Source organism: Nocardia sp. NPDC006630, assembly GCF_040611495.1.
In the GTDB taxonomy this organism is placed as follows: Bacteria; Actinomycetota; Actinomycetes; order Mycobacteriales; family Mycobacteriaceae; genus Nocardia.
In genome coordinates this window covers 95403-111619 of sequence record NZ_JBEXOK010000011.1, presented here as the reverse complement: position 1 = coordinate 111619, position 16217 = coordinate 95403, and the positions used below count along the sequence as shown (strand labels likewise).

Sequence of the window (16217 nt, the reverse complement as noted above, 5' to 3'; positions counted from 1 at the left end):
ATGTGCGCAGTGTCACCGGCGGCTCGGGCGGGTCGCCGCCCCGATCGTGTCGTTGCGGGCGGCGACTCGGGCCGCTCGGCGTGAACCTGTCGGTGGGTCGTCCTAGGCTGTGAACATGGCTTTCGCAACCGAGATCCCGGACGACCTGCCGCTGGCGCATTCCGAGTTCCGGCCCATCGGCGATATCGAGCGGGTCGAGGGCCGGTTCCAGGTGGTCAGTGAGCACGTTCCCGCCGGTGACCAGCCCGCCGCCATCGCGGAGCTGGAGCGGCGCATCAATGCGGGCGAGCGGGATGTGGTGCTGCTCGGCGCCACCGGTACCGGTAAGTCGGCCACCACGGCCTGGTTGATCGAGAAGCTGCAGCGGCCCACCCTGCTCATGGCTCCCAACAAGACCCTGGCCGCTCAGCTGGCCAATGAGCTGCGCGAGATGCTGCCCAACAATGCGGTCGAGTACTTCGTCTCGTACTACGACTACTACCAGCCCGAGGCGTACATCGCGCAGACCGATACCTATATCGAGAAGGACAGCTCCGTCAATGACGACGTGGAGCGGCTGCGGCACTCGGCCACCTCCAGCCTGCTGTCGCGCCGTGATGTCGTGGTGGTGGCGTCGGTGTCCTGCATCTACGGCCTCGGTACGCCGCAGTCCTATCTCGATCGGTCGGTCATGCTGGAGGTCGGCGAAGAGGTCGATCGCGACAAGCTGCTGCGGCTGCTGGTCGATGTGCAGTACACCCGCAACGATATGTCCTTCACCCGCGGCAGTTTCCGGGTGCGCGGCGATACCGTCGAAATCATTCCCTCCTATGAGGAATTGGCGATCCGCATCGAATTCTTCGGCGACGAGATCGAAGCGCTCTATTATCTGCACCCGCTCACCGGTGATGTGGTGCGGCAGGTCGATATGGTTCGCATTTTCCCGGCGACGCATTATGTCGCCGGTCCCGATCGAATGGAACGGGCCGTCAAGGATATCGAGGCGGAACTCGAAACGCGCCTGGCCGAATTGGATAAGCAGGGCAAGCTACTGGAGGCGCAGCGATTGCGGATGCGCACCCAGTACGACTTGGAGATGATTCGCCAGGTCGGGTTCTGCTCCGGTATCGAGAATTACTCGCGCCATATCGACGGCCGTGGCGCGGGCACCGCGCCCGCGACGCTCATCGATTACTTCCCCGAGGATTTCCTGCTCGTCATCGACGAATCGCATGCGACGGTGCCGCAGATCGGCGCCATGTACGAGGGCGATATGTCGCGCAAGCGGAATCTGGTGGAGTTCGGCTTCCGGCTGCCCTCGGCGGTCGACAATCGGCCGCTCACCTGGGAGGAGTTCGCCGACCGCATCGGGCAGACGGTGTACCTCTCGGCCACCCCCGGAAAGTACGAATTGGGCCAGACCGGAGGCGAATTCGTCGAGCAGGTCATTCGCCCGACGGGCCTGATCGACCCCAAGGTCGTGGTCAAGCCGACCAAGGGGCAGATCGACGATCTGGTGCACGAGATCCGGCTGCGCGCCGAACGGGACGAGCGGGTGCTGGTCACCACCCTCACCAAGAAGATGTCCGAGGACCTCACCGATTATCTGCTCGGGCTCGGCGTGCGGGTGCGCTACCTGCACTCGGAGATCGACACGCTGCGGCGTGTGGAGTTGTTGCGGCAGTTGCGACTCGGTGAGTACGACGTACTGGTCGGCATCAACCTGCTGCGCGAGGGTCTCGACCTGCCGGAGGTTTCGCTGGTCGCGATTCTGGACGCCGATAAGGAAGGCTTCCTGCGCAGCTCGACCAGCCTCATTCAGACCATCGGCCGCGCGGCGCGCAATGTCTCCGGTGAGGTCCACATGTACGCGGACAAGATCACCGATTCCATGCAGCACGCCATCGACGAGACCGATCGCCGCCGCGCCAAACAGGTCGCCTACAACGAGGAGCGCGGCCTCGATCCGAAACCCTTGCGCAAGAAGATCGCCGATATTCTCGATACGGTCTACCGCGAGGCCGAGGAGACCGAGGTCGAGGTCGGCGGCTCGGGCCGCAATTCCAGTCGCGGCCGCCGTGCGCAGGGCGAACCGGGCCGCGCCGTCAGCGCCGGTGTCTACGAGGGCCGCGATATCAAATCCATGCCGCGCGCCGAACTCGCGGACCTGGTCAAGGAGATGACCGCGCAGATGATGAATGCCGCCCGCGAGCTGCAGTTCGAGCTGGCCGGTCGCCTGCGCGACGAAATCGCCGACCTGAAGAAGGAACTGCGCGGTATGGATGCCGCCGGACTGCAGTGAGGAAGGCGCCGTGAGTATTGCGGTGCCGTCGCAGCGGGCCGGCGATTCAGGACTGCTGTGCCATCCATTCGTTGACCCGGCGCTCGGCCTCGTCGCGCGAGACGTCCTCGACCCGGGTCATGCAGACCCAGCGGTGGCCGAAGGGATCCATGACAACGCCGTAGCGGTCGCCGGTGAGGAAGGTCGTGGGCTCATCGACCGACCGTGCGCCGTGTTCGCGGGCGCGGGCGGCCACCGCGTCCACATCGGGGCAGTAGTGCACGATGCTGGCGGTCACCCACTCCACGGGGGAGCGCACCCCGTTCTCGGGCAGCTCCATGCCGACCTGCACGGTGGAGTCGCCGATCAGCAGTTCGGCATGGGCGGGCTGGCCGTCGGGAAGATCGTTGCGGCTCAGCACCTTTGCGCCGAAGACATTCGTATAGAAGTCGAGCGCCCTGTTCCCGTCCGTCACGGGGAGGAAACAGGTGATGGAGTGGTAGCCCTCGGGGATCGGATTCACGTCATTGCTCATGGTCACCACTGTGCTCGGCATGCCGGGACAGATCTTGTAAGAAAGCGACAGCCTCATGGCCGATGACGATTCGGTGCGCCCGCAGTCGTCGGATCTCCTCCCGGAGTCCTACGCACCGCGCCCGGTGCCGCCGCCCGAGACCGCGAAAGGCATTCTGCGCCCGCGGGAACAGATCCGCGCCAGCAACCACAGCCGTTTGCCGGCCGGTGAGCAGGTCAGCCGCTATGTCGAGTTCTATTGGTCGGTGCGCTGGGACCGGCGGGGCCAGCCGCCCTACTTCGCCGAGGTGCTGGGCTTTCCGGTCGTCAATATGACCTTCGAGCACACGCACGAACGGCGGGGCGGCTTTGTCACCGGCGTGTGGACCACCAAGTACGTCCGGGAATTGGCCGGTGTCGGTGAGACATTCGGCGTGAAGTTCCGCCCGGGCGGCTTCGGCGCGTTCACCGGGCTGGATGTCGGCGCACTGCGCGATACCGCCCTGCCGCTGACCGAGGTGCTCCCAGAGGCCGGGGATCTGGCCGAGAAGATTCTGGCCGATCCGGACGACGAGAGTCGCCGCACGCTGGTCGAGACCTTCCTCGTCGAGGCCGCGGCCCGGCGCGCGGTCGCCGATGACACCGCCTATCGCCTGGTGCTGCGCATCATGGACGCCATGGAGTCCGATCGTGAGCTCACCCGCGTCGACCAGGTCACCGAGCGTTTCGATACCCCGATTCGCACGCTGCAGCGGCTGTTTCGCCGCTATGTCGGAGTGAGCCCGAAATGGGTGCTGCGCCGCTTCCGGCTACAGGACGGCGCGCAGTTGCTGGCGCAGGGCCGCACCTCCGATCTGGCCGCCCTCGCACTGGATCTCGGCTACTTCGATCAGGCCCATTTCTCCCGCGAGTTCGCACAGGAGATCGGGATGGCTCCGCTGGAATACGCACGTCTCGCCCTCTGAACCGATGCTCGGCGAGCTAGTATTGCCCGTCATTGATCGGCCGTACGGAAGAGGAACGCATGAACGTACTCAGCGTGATTCTCGGCTGGTTCTGGGCCGACTATCACGATCTGTGAGATAGCGGTTTTCCGGTCCGTCCGGAGCGCTGATGCGCGCCGGGCGGACCGGTCCGCACCCGGTGGAAATCCGATGTTGTGACGAATGTCCCAGGGGCGCAATGATGTTGGCGATTTGTGGTGTTTCACACTGCCGGTGGGGAATTCGCTGGTAGCCGATGCCGTATGCGCAGCGTGCTGGGAATGTGTGACAGTCCCGATGCGGCACGCAACTGTGATGTGTTGCGATATCGAAAATTTCCGCCGGTTATGCCGCTATTGTCAGGCGCAGTTGCCGCGGCGGTAACTACGGAACCGTAGACACCGCGGCCCCAACCTTTGTACTTGGAGGAGAGAATGACCGCCTACCGGACGATCGTCGTCGGTACCGATGGCTCGGACTCGTCGTACGTCGCCGTCGAGCGGGCCGCTGCTCTGGCCGGCGCCGCGGGCGCGACGCTGTACATCGCCTGCGCGTACTACCCGACCGACGACCGCGACGTCGCAGCCGCCGCGGACGTATTGAAGGACGAGGCCTACCAGGTGCGCGGCTCCGCGCCGACCAGCGAGATCCTGCGCGTGGCACGCGATAAGGCAGTTGCCGCGGGCGCCGTGAACGTCGTGGAGAAGGCCGTGGTCGGCGAGCCCGTCGAATCGCTGCTCACCCTGCTCAAGGAGCTCGACGCCGACCTGCTCGTGGTCGGTAACCGTGGCCTCAACACCCTCGCGGGTCGTCTGCTCGGCTCCGTGCCGTCGGACGTGGCCCGCAAGTCCCGCAGCGACGTGCTCATCGTGCACACCGTGCGCTGACATACGTGGGGCTTTGCCCCACACCCTGTCAAGGGAGGCGTGGCTTCGCCCCGGACCCCGACGACAGTAGAGCGGCCGTGACCAATTGGTCACGGCCGCTTTGCGTTCCGGGGGCCTTGGCCCCCGAACCACCGTCTCACCGCAGCCGGTGCAGGACCTCCGGGAGGTCTTCGGTGTGCGCCACCGAGAGTCGCTGCGTGGAGCGGGTCAGGGCCACGTACAGGTCGTTCATCCCGCGCGGGGATTCGTCGAGAATCTGCCGGGGCTCGACGAGGATGACCGCGTCGAATTCCAGGCCCTTGACCTCGTGCACGGTCAGCACCCGGGCCGAATCATCGGCCAGATGCGCCAGTTTCGCAGCCGCGTCGTGCGGGACGATGACGGCGGTGGTGCCCGGATGCTCGGCCTCGGCGGCCACCAGGCGTCCCACCTCGGCGGCGAGATCGGCGGGCGGCACCCGGTATGCGGTGGGCTGGAAGCCGGAGTCGCGAATCGAGCGGGGGATGGAGGCCCCCGAATCGATCTCGGCCAGTACATCGGCGGCGATCGCCATGATCTCGGCGGGCGTGCGGTAGTTGACCGTCAGCTCGGTGAGCTTCCAGCGCTTGGCCACATACGGCTCCAGCACCTGCTGCCAGGAGGACGCGCCGGCCGGATCACCCGTCTGGGCGACATCGCCGACGGCCGTGATCCAGCGATTCGGAATGCGGCGCATGACCATTCGCCAGGCCATCTCCGAAAGCTCCTGCGCCTCATCGACGATGACGTGCCCGTAGGTCCAGGTGCGATCCCCGGCGGCGCGCTCGGCGGTGGTCTGGCTGGTGCGCACCTGCTGGCGTTCGGCGAGCTGACCGGCGTCGATGAGGTCGTAGGCCATGAGCAGTTCGGGATCGAGATCGTCCTCGAGGTCCTGCGGCGCGGAGCCGGTGAGGATATCGAGGGCATCCTGGGCCTCGGCCAGCTGGGCCCGCCAGCGGCGGCGGGAGCGCTCGCGCTCCTCGCTGTCGTCGATGCCGAGCAGTTCGGCCAGCTCATCCAGTAGCGGGGCGTCGGCATCGCTGAATTCGCCACTGTCGGTGCGCTGCAGCTCGGCGCGGTCGGCCGGGCTGAGCTGATTCGCGGCATTGGCCAGGCGTTTGGGGTCGGCCCACAGTCCGCCCAGCACATCCTGCGGGGTGAGCAGCGGCCACAGCGCCCCGATGGCGCGCTGGATATCGGCGTCGGCCCGCATCTCGTCGCGGATCTCGGTGAGATCGGCCTGGCTCAACAGGTTTCGCCCGCCGAGCGGATCGGCGCCGATGAGCTCGGCGAGCTGATCGGTGAGCGCGTCCACCACGCCGGCCGCGAAGATGGGCCGGGCCAGGTTGTGCGGCCGCCGCGAGGAGCGGGCGCGCCCGCGCGCCTTGGTGACCACCCGGCGGTCCAGGCTCAGCTCGCGCCCGTCGAAGTGCAGCCGCACCGGATCCTTCGGGATCTCCTGCCAGTCCCGCACCGCCCGCTTGAGCACCTCGAGCATGTCGAGCGAACCCTTGAGCTGTCCGGCGCGCAGCGAATCCTCCAGGGTGGCTTGCACTCCGGGGTACAGATTGCCGACGGTGGACAGCAGCACACCGGTCTCACCGAGCGAGGGGAGCACCTGTCCGATGTAGTCGAGGAAGGTGGAGTTCGGGCCGATGATGAGCACACCGGCCTTGTCCAGCTGCTTGCGGTAGGTGTACAGCAGATAGGCGGCACGGTGCAGCGCGACCGCGGTCTTACCGGTGCCGGGACCACCCTGCACCACGAGCACGCTCTTGTGCTCGGAGCGGATGATCGCATCCTGTTCGTGCTGAATGGTTTCGACGATGTCGTTCATATGCCCGGTGCGTGCGGCATTGAGCGCGGCCAGCAGTGCGCTCTCACTGCCCACGCCGCCGTCGCCGCTGATCACACCGTCGCGCCGGGCCGCCCCGAGATCGAGGTATTCGTCATTGACCGAGGTGACCTTGCGATTGCGGGTGCGGATATGCCGCCGCCGCGTCACGCCGTCGGGCGCGGCGGTGGTGGCCAGATAGAACGGGCGCGCCATGGGCGCACGCCAATCCAGCAGCAGCGTCTCGTAATCGTCGGTCTCGTCGAGAATGCCGATGCGGCCGATATAGCGCTTCTCGCCTTCGCCGGAAGCGCCATCGGCCGCAGCGCCGTTGGCGGCAGCACCGTTCCCATTGGATACGGCGCTGCCGTTGGCGGAAGCGCCGTCCGCGGACTCATCGCTCTCGGCCAGGTCGATGCGCCCGAAGCACAGCCCGTGTTCGGCGGCGTCGTACTTGGATAGGTCTTCGGAGTAGAGCTGGGTGAACGATTCCCGTTCACTGCGGGCCTGCGGCGTACCGCCGGTCTCCAGCAGGACGGTGCGCAGTCGGCGTTGCGCGTATTCGCGCATCCCGTCGAGCCGCTCGTAGAGCAGTGTCAGGTGCTGCTGTTCACGCTCCAGCTCCGCCGCCGTCTTGGTGGCTTCGGACGGTGACGCGGACACAGAACGCTCCTCGGTGAGGTCGGGCAAAACGGAACTCCTTGTCACCACACGGTGCCTTGGGCGCACAGCGCGCGAACCATCGAGAACAGAGTTGTCGAGTCTAGTTCGCGATTCCCCGGCTCGCCGTATCGGCTGGTGAAGCGTGATGAGCGGCTCAGACCGGGCAGGTCATGCCGGGTATATTCACGACGCGTGCGTGCTGTCGCTCCGGCGAGTCAGCGTGTTGTCGCGATGCCCGGCCGGTTTCGCCCGATACATGGCGATATCGGCATCGTGCAGGACCGCTTCCGGCGTGCGCGCGTCGCCCGCGTGCAGCGGCGTGATGCCGATGCTGGCATTGACCTGTATGCGATGCCCGCGCGCGATGATCGGTTCGGCCATGGTCTGGCGCAGCCGGGTGACCAGGGCTTCCAGATCCTCGCCCAGGGTGCGCCCGGACAGCAGCACCAGGAATTCGTCACCGCCGATGCGTCCCACGATGTCATCGGAGCGCAGGCCGCGCTGCAGCCGCTGCGCCACGATCTGCAGCACCGTATCGCCGATGGCATGCCCGAGCGTGTCATTGATGATCTTGAAACCGTCCAGGTCGATGAACAGCACCGTGGAGACCGGCAGATCCTCGCTGGTGCCCAGCGCGCCCGCCAGGCGCGACAGCACAAGCGCCCGATTGGCCAAACCGGTCAGCGGATCATGGGTGGCCTGATACTCCAATTGCCTTCGGCTGGCGCGGAATTCGGTGATGTCGTTGAACGAGGACACCGCGGGGGAGTTGGGGTCCTCCGGATTCAGCAGCCGGCTGCTGGCCGAGAGCCAGCGCCGCTGCCCGTCGGGCCGGTCCACCCCGAAGACGAAGCGCGTCACCGTCTCTCCGGTGGCGAGGGTGCGGATGACCGGTGTCCAGGTCGGCGGCATCGGCTGGGCATTGGCATCGAGCAGGCACAGCGGCAGATCGTCCAGGCGAGTGCCGATCAGATCATCGGCGTCATAACCGAATATGCGGCGCGCCGCGGGATTCGCCGATTCGATACGCCCCTCCCGGTCGATGACCACCACCCCCTCCTCCAATTGCGAGACCACGGTGGTGAAGAACTGCTCGGCGCGCGCCTGCGCGGCCTCGGCGCGGCGCTGCGGGGTCAGATCGTGCACCACCACCTGATAGGCGAGCCGGTTCTGCCATGCGGTGAGCACCGATACCGTCTCCGCGTCCAGGGTGCTGCCGTCACAGCGCACCAGCGCCAATTCGGCGGGCTCGGAAGCGGTTCCGGCGATGGTGAGGCGCCGGATGCGCTCCAGCATGCCGGGAATGTCGCGTGCCTCCACAAAATCGGCGACGGGTGCGCCGACGACATCGTCGACGGATTGTGCGCCGAGCAACCGCAGCATGGCCGGATTGGCGTAAACGATGGTGCCGCGTTCGTGGACCACTACCCCGTCGGGGCTGTGCTCCACCAGCGTGCGGTACCGCTGGGCCAGCTGCTCGGCATCGGTCGGGGTAATTGCCCGATCGTTACCAACCACCTCAAGCACCCCCTGATCGTCGGTGAAACGCGTCGTTGGAGCTCGGCCTATGGTGTGATCGGCGAGGTTTGCTGGACACCGCACCAACCGCTATTGGATCAATCACAGTTCCGCACAGCATCGGCTTGCTACTGGCGATCATTACAGGCACCGGCTCCGGGAAGGAATGATGCAAATGCCTGGCACCACCCCCATCCCGCACACCGCGGAACAGCACCAAGATCATATGACCATTGCCGGAATCGGTGCCGTCACCGGGTACGGCTGGGGTCGAGAAACCCTCTGGGAGGGTTTGCTGAGTGGTAAGCCCGCAGCCCGGCTCCATTCAGGGTACGGCCCCGAACGCGATAGACACGGATGGGTTGCCCGCGTGCCGGAAGGTGGCGATCCCGATGTCGGCCCGAGCCGGTATGTCCGGGCTGTCCAGGAATCGGTGCGCGAGGCCGTCGCGGATGCGACCGCGCGCGGCTGGCGGCCCGGTCACACCGTGGGTTTGCTGCACGCCATCGTGCTCGGCAATGTGTACGAGTGGCGTGATTTCTACGTCGAGGATCACGGCCGTCGCCGCGCCCGCGATTATCTGCGACTACTGCCGTCCACACCGATTTCGAACCTGATGCAGGAGTTCGGCTTTCACGGGCCGGCCATGAACGTCACCTCGGCGTGCTCCTCGGCCAATGCCGGGCTGCTCACCGCCCAGCTGTGGCTGGCACAGGGTTTTGCCGACGATGTGGTGGTCGTCGCCACCGACCTGTCCGGAACGCCCGATATGGTCGAGCACTTCGAGGCCCTGGGCGCGGCCGTCACCGATGTCGAACCCCTGACTGCGTGCCGCCCGTTCCAGACCGGCAGCCGCGGTTTCAGCTGGGGTGAGGCCTCCACAGCCTTCGTGGTGACCCGCGAGGCCGACCGCCCGTACGCGGCGATCCTGGGCGGGGCCATGACCAATGACGGCTATCACGTGATCTCGGTGGACCCCTCGCACGAGCAGATCTTCGAATGTGTGCGCCGCGCCCTCGCCAGCGCCGATGTGCGGCCCGAGGAGATCGCGTATTTCAACTCGCACGGCTCCGGCACCCAGCAGTGCGACGATGCCGAAACCGCGCTGCTGTCCCGGCTTTTCGACAATCGCCCGCTGGTCTGCGCGACCAAACCACTGACCGGGCACTGCCAGGCGGCGTCGGCGGGGGTCGAGGTGGCCTCGATCGCGCTCGGTTACGAACGCGGCCTGGTGGTGTCGGCGCCGATTGTCGCGCCCGCGCATGCGCGCCTGGTGGACGGTGTGATGGCCGGCGGCGAGGGACTGACTGTGAAGACCGCACTGGGCATGGGCGGCAACAACTCCGCGCTGGTACTCGGCCCGGTCAACTGACCGCGCCCGTCGTCCCGCGCCCGACCGTGCTGTCGTCCCGCGCCCGACCGTGCCGTCATCCCGGCGAGCTCTTGGCCGGGATCCACACGTCCCCTCAGTGCAGGGGCACGGACCAGTGCAGTTTGGTGCCGGTTTCCTTGGTCTCGGTCTCGGACTCGTCGCGGCGCGGATAGACGGCGAGCCGGCCGCCGGACTGTTCGGCGCGATGCGCGAGATTGGTGAGCCCGCTGGGCGTGATGCCCTCCGGAATGCCGCAGCCGTTGTCGGCGACCACGATGGTCAGATCGTCGGCCACCCCGATATCGATGGTGATGGTATCGGCGCCGGAATGCCGCACCGCATTGCTGACCGCCTCGCGCACAACGGCTTCCGCATGATCGGCGAGCGCGGGCTCGACCACCGACAGCGGCCCGGTGACGTGCATGAGCGCCCGGATCTCGGTGGCGGAGGTCTGCTGTTTGATGGCGCGTTCGAGGCGCTGGCGCAGCCGGGTGCTGTGCCCGTCGCCACCGTGCAGATCGAAAATGGAGGTGCGGATCTCCTCCACCACATCCTGCAGATCACTGATGGTGTTGTTGAGCCGTTGCCGCACTTCGGGAACGCGGGTGCGCGGCACCGTGCCCTGCAGTGACAGGCCGATGGCGAAGAGTCGCTGAATGACGTGATCGTGCAGATCGCGGGCAATGCGATCGCGATCGGTGAGGATGTCCAGTTCGCGCATGCGGCGCTGTGCCACCGCCAATTGCATTGCCAGCGCGGCCTGATCGGTGAAGGCGGCGATCAGCTCCACCAGTTCGTCCGGGTACGGCGCGGATTCGGCGGAACGCACCGTGATCAGCACGCCCAGTATGGAATCGGGCGTGTGCAGCGGCAGGACCAGTGCGGGCCCGATATCGGGGAGGGCCGCACCCAGATCGACCTGCCGCGCATCGTCGAAACGCAGCGGCGTGCGGGTGGTCAGGGCCTGCCCGACGGCGGTGCCGGAGGCGCGGACGGTCGCACTCTCCGGATCGTCGCCGGGGCCGGACCACTGCGCCACCGCCAGTTCGGTGACGTCCTCGGGCGGTGTATCCGGATCGGCGACCACCGCGAGCAGGGCGCGCTGGGACCCGGTGAGTTCGCGGGCGTGCTCGACCACATGGGCCAGCACCTTGGCCGGATCGGTATCGGCGAGGAATTCGGTGGCGATATCGCGGGTGGCCTCGATCCAGGCCTGCCGGGTGCGGGCCGATTCGTACAGGCGCGCATTGTCGACGGCGATACCGGCCGCGGCCGCGAGCGCCTGCATGAGCACCTCGTCGTCCTCGGTGAAGGGGTGCCCGCCGGATTTCTCGGCCAGGTACAGGTTGCCGAACAGCTCACCGCGAATGCGCACCGGCACCCCGAGGAAGCTGCGCATCGGCGGATGGTGCGGCGGGAATCCGATCGAAGCGGGATGGCGCGCAAGATCATCCAGCCGGATCGTCTCGCCGTTCACCAGTCCGAGCAGCCCGTGGCCCTCGGGCAGGGCGCCGATGAGCACGCGGGTCCGGTCGTCGATGCCGTGATGGATGAATTGGGTGAGTTGCTGATCGTGGCCGCGCACCCCGAGCGCCCCGTAGCGGGCATCGACCAGGCTGGTGGCGGCGCGCACGATGGTGCGCAGCGTCTGGTCCAGATCGAGGCCGGAGGTGACCGCGAGCATGGCCTCGACCAGCCCGTCGATGCGGTCGCGGGCGTCGATGATCTGCTCGACGCGGTCCTTGACCTCGGTGAGCAATTCACGTAATCGCAACTGCGACAGCGTGTCGCGCACCGAGTAGGGCCCGGTGCGGGGTGCATCGTGCATGGTTTTCCTGGCTGTCCGTCGGATGCGACGCGGCACTCGGGATGTTACGCGCGCACTGGTTGCCACAAGGTTGTTGATGCGTATGCCATTGTCACACAACCGATTTCACCTGAAGCAACCATTCGCCAACTATTTAACGGAAAGATTTCCAAAAAATAGCCCGGCTTGGGACTTTCGACTCTGTTTGCGGCGCTCACTCACGTGTTGCCATAGGAGCAGGTTGCCGGGTCGGAAACGGGAAGTGGGTCGGTTATGGGCGCGTATGACGTGTGGACGAGTGGGATCGATCCGGACTTCGTGGTGACCACACGCGGACCGGTTCCGCCGGCCGAGGTGACCCGCGTGGTGCGCAGTCTGGGCAGGATTCTGCGCCGCCACGGGGTGGAAGGGCCGGTGCGGGCACGCCTGCACTGGCCCGACTCCGATGAGGGGACCACTCTCGCCCAGATCTCGATCCGGACGCTGGGGAAGGCGCTCCGGGTGCAGGTCGCCGGGCCAGGTCGTTTTGCCACCACTTTCGCGCTCGAGCGCCTGGACCTGCGGCTGGGCTGCTCGCCGGAGGAGGTGTCGCGACCATGGCCGGACCCGGCTCGCCCGAGTCTGGCCATGGTCAGCGGCCCGCGACCGATCGTGCGGCGCAAGGACTGCCGACTACAGGTGGCCACCGCCGAAGCCGCGGCGCGGACCCTGGACGCCATGGATTACGACGCGCACCTCTATATCGATGCCGAGACCGGCGCCGATGCGGTGGCGTGCTGGAGTGGTCAGCTCGGCGTGCGGCCGCTGCGTCAGCACCGCGACCCGGTTCCGGCGCTGCACGAGGACGACGCCGCGGCGCGGCTGTGCATGGGCGGGGTGCCGTACCTGTTCTTCATCGATCCCGACACCCGCCGCGGCCGGCTGCTCTACCGCCGCTTCGACGGCGATCTGACCCTGGTGACCGCCGCCGGCACCGAGGATCGCCCCCGTGAGCGCGGTTTACAGCCGCGCGCCATTGTGGTCCCGTGTGTGCGTCGCGCCACAGGTGTGCCGGCAGGCATTCTCGCGGCCACCGAGAAGTTGGCCTGATCTTTTCGCCAGGTGACAACTGGTTTCGTTAGGATCGGGGTAACTCCCGGGGTACCCCCAGAACTGGCGACGCTCGGTGACCGGCGGCACGCGTACCCAGTAGTTTCGGCTCTCAGCCGTGCGCCAAAGTTCCGGGGAGGCGGAATTGTCGGTGGGCACGCCTAGCATGGCGTCGGGGGATTGACTTCTTGATGCCGAAACGTTGGAAGGATGGCCGGTGGCGGATCGCCTGACGGTGCGCGGAGCGCGAGAGCACAACCTCAAAGGGGTCGATATCGACCTACCTCGCGACAGCCTCATCGTGTTCACCGGGTTGTCCGGGTCCGGTAAGTCCTCGCTGGCGTTCGACACCATTTTCGCCGAGGGACAGCGCCGGTACGTCGAGTCGCTGTCGGCGTACGCCCGGCAGTTCCTCGGGCAGATGGACAAGCCGGATGTGGACTTCATCGAGGGACTCTCGCCCGCGGTGTCGATCGACCAGAAGTCGACCAACCGCAATCCGCGGTCCACGGTCGGCACGATCACCGAGGTCTACGACTACCTGCGCCTGCTGTTCGCGCGCGCGGGCACGCCGCACTGCCCGACCTGTGGCCATCTCATCGAGAAGCAGTCGCCGCAGCAGATCGTGGACCAGGTGCTGGCCATGGAGGACGGCATCAAATTCCAGGTGCTCGCCCCCGTGGTGCGCACTCGCAAGGGCGAATTCGTCGATCTCTTCGAATCGCTGCACGGGCAGGGCTACTCCCGCGTCCGGGTGGACGGCGTGGTGTATCCGCTCACCGAGCCGCCGAAGCTGAAGAAGCAGGAGAAGCACGATGTCGAGGTGGTCGTCGACCGTCTCGCCGTGAAGTCCAGTTCCAAACAGCGCCTGACCGATTCGATCGAGACGGCGCTGCGGCTGGCCGACGGCATCGTGGTGCTCGATTTCGTGGATCGTGATGAGCACGCGCACGATCGGGAGCGCCGCTTCTCCGAGAAGCTGGCCTGCCCGAACGGGCACCCCCTCGATATCGAGGATCTGGAACCGCGCTCGTTCTCCTTCAACTCGCCCTACGGCGCGTGCCCGGACTGCACCGGCCTCGGTATCCGCAAGGAGGTCGATCCGGATCTTGTTGTGCCCGATGCGGAATTGAGCCTGGGCGACGGCGCCATCGCGCCGTGGTCGCGCGGGCAGACCGCCGAATACTTCACCCGGCTGCTGTCGGGTCTGGCCGAGGCGCTCGGCTTCTCCATGAAGACGCCCTGGCAGGACTTGCCGCTCAAGGCACGAAAGGCCGTGCTGGAGGGCAGTTCCGAGCAGGTGCACGTCTCCTATACCAACCGGTACGGCCGGAAGCGTTCGTACTACGCCGATTTCGAGGGTGTGATGCCGTTCCTGCAGCGGCGCATGGAGAGCACCGAATCGGAGGCGATGAAGGACCACTACGACGGGTACATGCGCGATATTCCGTGCCCGGTGTGCAACGGTGCACGGCTGCGGCCGGAGATTCTCGCGGTCACGCTGCGGGCGGGGGAGCAGGACCTGTCCATTGCGGACATCTCCGAATTGTCCATCGGCGGCGCGGCCGACTTCCTGAACTCGCTGACCCTGGACGACCGGCAGGCCGCGATTGCCGCGCAGGTGGTCAAGGAGGTGCAGGCGCGCCTGGGCTTCCTGCTCGATGTGGGTCTGGAGTACCTGTCGCTCTCACGTGCGGCGGCCACGCTCTCCGGTGGTGAGGCACAGCGCATCCGGCTCGCGACGCAGATCGGTTCCGGACTGGTCGGCGTGCTGTACGTGCTGGACGAACCGTCCATCGGCCTGCACCAGCGCGATAATCGCCGCCTGATCGAAACCCTCACGCGGCTCAAGAATCTCGGCAATACCCTGATCGTGGTCGAGCACGATGAGGACACCATTCACGCCTCGGACTGGGTGGTCGATATCGGCCCGCTGGCCGGCGAGCACGGCGGCCGCGTGGTGTACTCCGGGCCGTATCCGGGGCTGCTGACGAACAAGGAATCGCTGACCGGCGCATACCTTTCCGGGCGGATGACTATCGAGATGCCGCTGCTGCGGCGGCCGGTGGACAAGAAGAAGCAGCTCACCGTGGTCGGCGCCACCGAGCACAATCTGCGCAATGTCGAGGTGAACTTCCCGCTCGGCGTGCTCACCGCGGTCACCGGCGTGTCCGGCTCGGGTAAGTCGACGCTGGTCAACGATATTCTCGCGACCGTTCTCGCCAATAAGCTGAACGGTGCGCGGCAGGTGCCGGGCCGGCACACCCGCATCAACGGTCTCGACCATCTGGACAAGCTGGTGCAGGTGGACCAGTCGCCCATCGGCCGCACCCCGCGCTCCAATGCCGCGACCTACACCGGCGTCTTCGACAAGATCCGGACGCTGTTCGCCGCGACCACCGAGGCCAAGGTGCGCGGTTATCAGCCGGGCCGGTTCTCCTTCAATGTGAAGGGCGGCCGCTGCGAAGCCTGCTCGGGCGACGGCACTTTGAAGATCGAGATGAACTTCCTGCCGGATGTGTACGTCCCGTGCGAGGTCTGCCACGGCGCGCGCTACAACCGGGAGACCCTCGAGGTCCACTACAAGGGCAAGACCATTGCCGAGGTCCTCGATATGCCCATCGAGGAGGCGTCGGAATTCTTCGAGCCGATCTCCTCGATCCACCGCTATCTGGCCACCCTGGTCGATGTCGGCCTCGGTTACGTCCGCCTGGGCCAGCCCGCCCCGACCCTGTCGGGCGGTGAGGCCCAGCGCGTGAAACTGGCTGCGGAACTGCAGAAGCGCTCCACCGGCCGCACCATCTACATCCTCGACGAGCCCACCACCGGCCTGCACTTCGAGGACATCCGCAAACTCCTCAAGGTCATCAACGGCCTCGTCGACAAGGGCAACTCCGTCATCGTCATCGAGCACAACCTGGATGTCATCAAGACCTCCGACTGGGTGATCGATATGGGCCCCGAAGGCGGCTCCGGCGGTGGCACCGTCATCGCCGAAGGCACCCCGGAAGACATTGCGGCCGTACCGGAGAGCTACACCGGCCAGTTCCTCCAAACAGTCCTGGACGCCCAGCCCGCCGCCCCGGCCAAGGCAACCGCAGCCAAGAAGGCCCCGGCAAAGAAGGCAGCTGCCAAGGCCACCGCCGACAAGTCGGCCGCCCAGAGCACGGGTACCCCCGCGAAAAAGACTGCCGCCCAAAAGAAGCCCCCAGCCGACGCAGCCGCCAAAAAGGCAGCCGCCGCCCGCCGCAAGGCAGCCGCCCTCCGCTGAGT

10 protein-coding genes are annotated in these 16217 nt (G+C 66.5%); 6 read left to right on the top strand and 4 right to left on the bottom strand.

What is annotated here, in order from left to right; all coding sequences use genetic code 11:
- Positions 1–115: 115 nt before the first annotated feature.
- Positions 116–2281: an excinuclease ABC subunit UvrB gene (gene uvrB, locus ABZX86_RS31035; protein ID WP_355128493.1), complete on the top strand. Its 2166-nt coding sequence runs from the start codon at positions 116–118 to the stop codon at positions 2279–2281.
- Positions 2282–2327: 46 nt separating this feature from the next.
- Here uvrB and ABZX86_RS31030 read toward each other — a convergent pair whose 3' ends face one another.
- The gene (locus ABZX86_RS31030; RefSeq protein ID WP_355128491.1) at positions 2328–2795 is read right to left on the bottom strand and encodes a VOC family protein; all 468 of its coding nucleotides are present in this window, start codon (positions 2793–2795) and stop codon (positions 2328–2330) included.
- Positions 2796–2850: 55 nt separating this feature from the next.
- Between ABZX86_RS31030 and ABZX86_RS31025 the strand changes: the two genes are divergently transcribed.
- A complete protein-coding gene (locus ABZX86_RS31025) occupies positions 2851–3738 on the top strand; it encodes a helix-turn-helix domain-containing protein (protein WP_355128489.1) in 888 nt (295 codons plus the stop codon).
- Between the two features lie 452 nt (positions 3739–4190).
- Positions 4191–4643: a universal stress protein gene (locus ABZX86_RS31020; RefSeq protein WP_327140813.1), complete on the top strand. Its 453-nt coding sequence runs from the start codon at positions 4191–4193 to the stop codon at positions 4641–4643.
- A 136-nt stretch (positions 4644–4779) separates the two neighbouring features.
- Here ABZX86_RS31020 and ABZX86_RS31015 read toward each other — a convergent pair whose 3' ends face one another.
- On the bottom strand, positions 4780–7065 hold the full coding sequence (locus ABZX86_RS31015; protein ID WP_355128951.1) for an ATP-binding domain-containing protein: 2286 nt from the start codon (positions 7063–7065) through the stop codon (positions 4780–4782).
- Between the two features lie 276 nt (positions 7066–7341).
- Positions 7342–8685 carry a diguanylate cyclase gene (locus ABZX86_RS31010; protein WP_355128486.1) on the bottom strand — a complete coding sequence of 448 codons (1344 nt, stop codon included), beginning with the start codon at positions 8683–8685 and terminating at the stop codon, positions 7342–7344.
- Positions 8686–8851: 166 nt separating this feature from the next.
- Here ABZX86_RS31010 and ABZX86_RS31005 point away from each other — a divergent pair, with 166 nt between their 5' ends.
- Positions 8852–10048 (top strand): beta-ketoacyl synthase N-terminal-like domain-containing protein, encoded by a 1197-nt coding sequence (locus ABZX86_RS31005; protein ID WP_355128484.1) that lies wholly within the window; start codon positions 8852–8854, stop codon positions 10046–10048.
- A gap of 94 nt (positions 10049–10142) precedes the next feature.
- Here the strand turns inward: ABZX86_RS31005 and ABZX86_RS31000 are convergent, their stop codons facing one another.
- A complete protein-coding gene (locus ABZX86_RS31000) occupies positions 10143–11876 on the bottom strand; it encodes a GAF domain-containing sensor histidine kinase (protein ID WP_355128482.1) in 1734 nt (577 codons plus the stop codon).
- Positions 11877–12128: 252 nt separating this feature from the next.
- Here ABZX86_RS31000 and ABZX86_RS30995 point away from each other — a divergent pair, with 252 nt between their 5' ends.
- Complete coding sequence (locus ABZX86_RS30995) at positions 12129–12944, top strand: hypothetical protein (RefSeq protein WP_355128480.1); 816 nt, start codon at positions 12129–12131, stop codon at positions 12942–12944.
- Between the two features lie 217 nt (positions 12945–13161).
- Positions 13162–16215: an excinuclease ABC subunit UvrA gene (uvrA, locus tag ABZX86_RS30990; protein ID WP_355128478.1), complete on the top strand. Its 3054-nt coding sequence runs from the start codon at positions 13162–13164 to the stop codon at positions 16213–16215.
- Positions 16216–16217 lie beyond the last annotated feature (2 nt).

Coding starts and splice junctions, on each gene's coding strand:
- uvrB (WP_355128493.1), top strand. CDS start 116: ATGGCTTTCGCAACCGAGATCCCGGACGACCTGCCGCTGGCGCATTCC.
- ABZX86_RS31005 (WP_355128484.1), top strand. CDS start 8,852: ATGCCTGGCACCACCCCCATCCCGCACACCGCGGAACAGCACCAAGAT.
- ABZX86_RS31000 (WP_355128482.1), bottom strand. CDS start 11,876: ATGCACGATGCACCCCGCACCGGGCCCTACTCGGTGCGCGACACGCTG.
- ABZX86_RS30995 (WP_355128480.1), top strand. CDS start 12,129: ATGGGCGCGTATGACGTGTGGACGAGTGGGATCGATCCGGACTTCGTG.
- ABZX86_RS31025 (WP_355128489.1), top strand. CDS start 2,851: ATGGCCGATGACGATTCGGTGCGCCCGCAGTCGTCGGATCTCCTCCCG.
- ABZX86_RS31030 (WP_355128491.1), bottom strand. CDS start 2,795: ATGAGCAATGACGTGAATCCGATCCCCGAGGGCTACCACTCCATCACC.
- ABZX86_RS31020 (WP_327140813.1), top strand. CDS start 4,191: ATGACCGCCTACCGGACGATCGTCGTCGGTACCGATGGCTCGGACTCG.
- ABZX86_RS31015 (WP_355128951.1), bottom strand. CDS start 7,065: ATGCGCGAATACGCGCAACGCCGACTGCGCACCGTCCTGCTGGAGACC.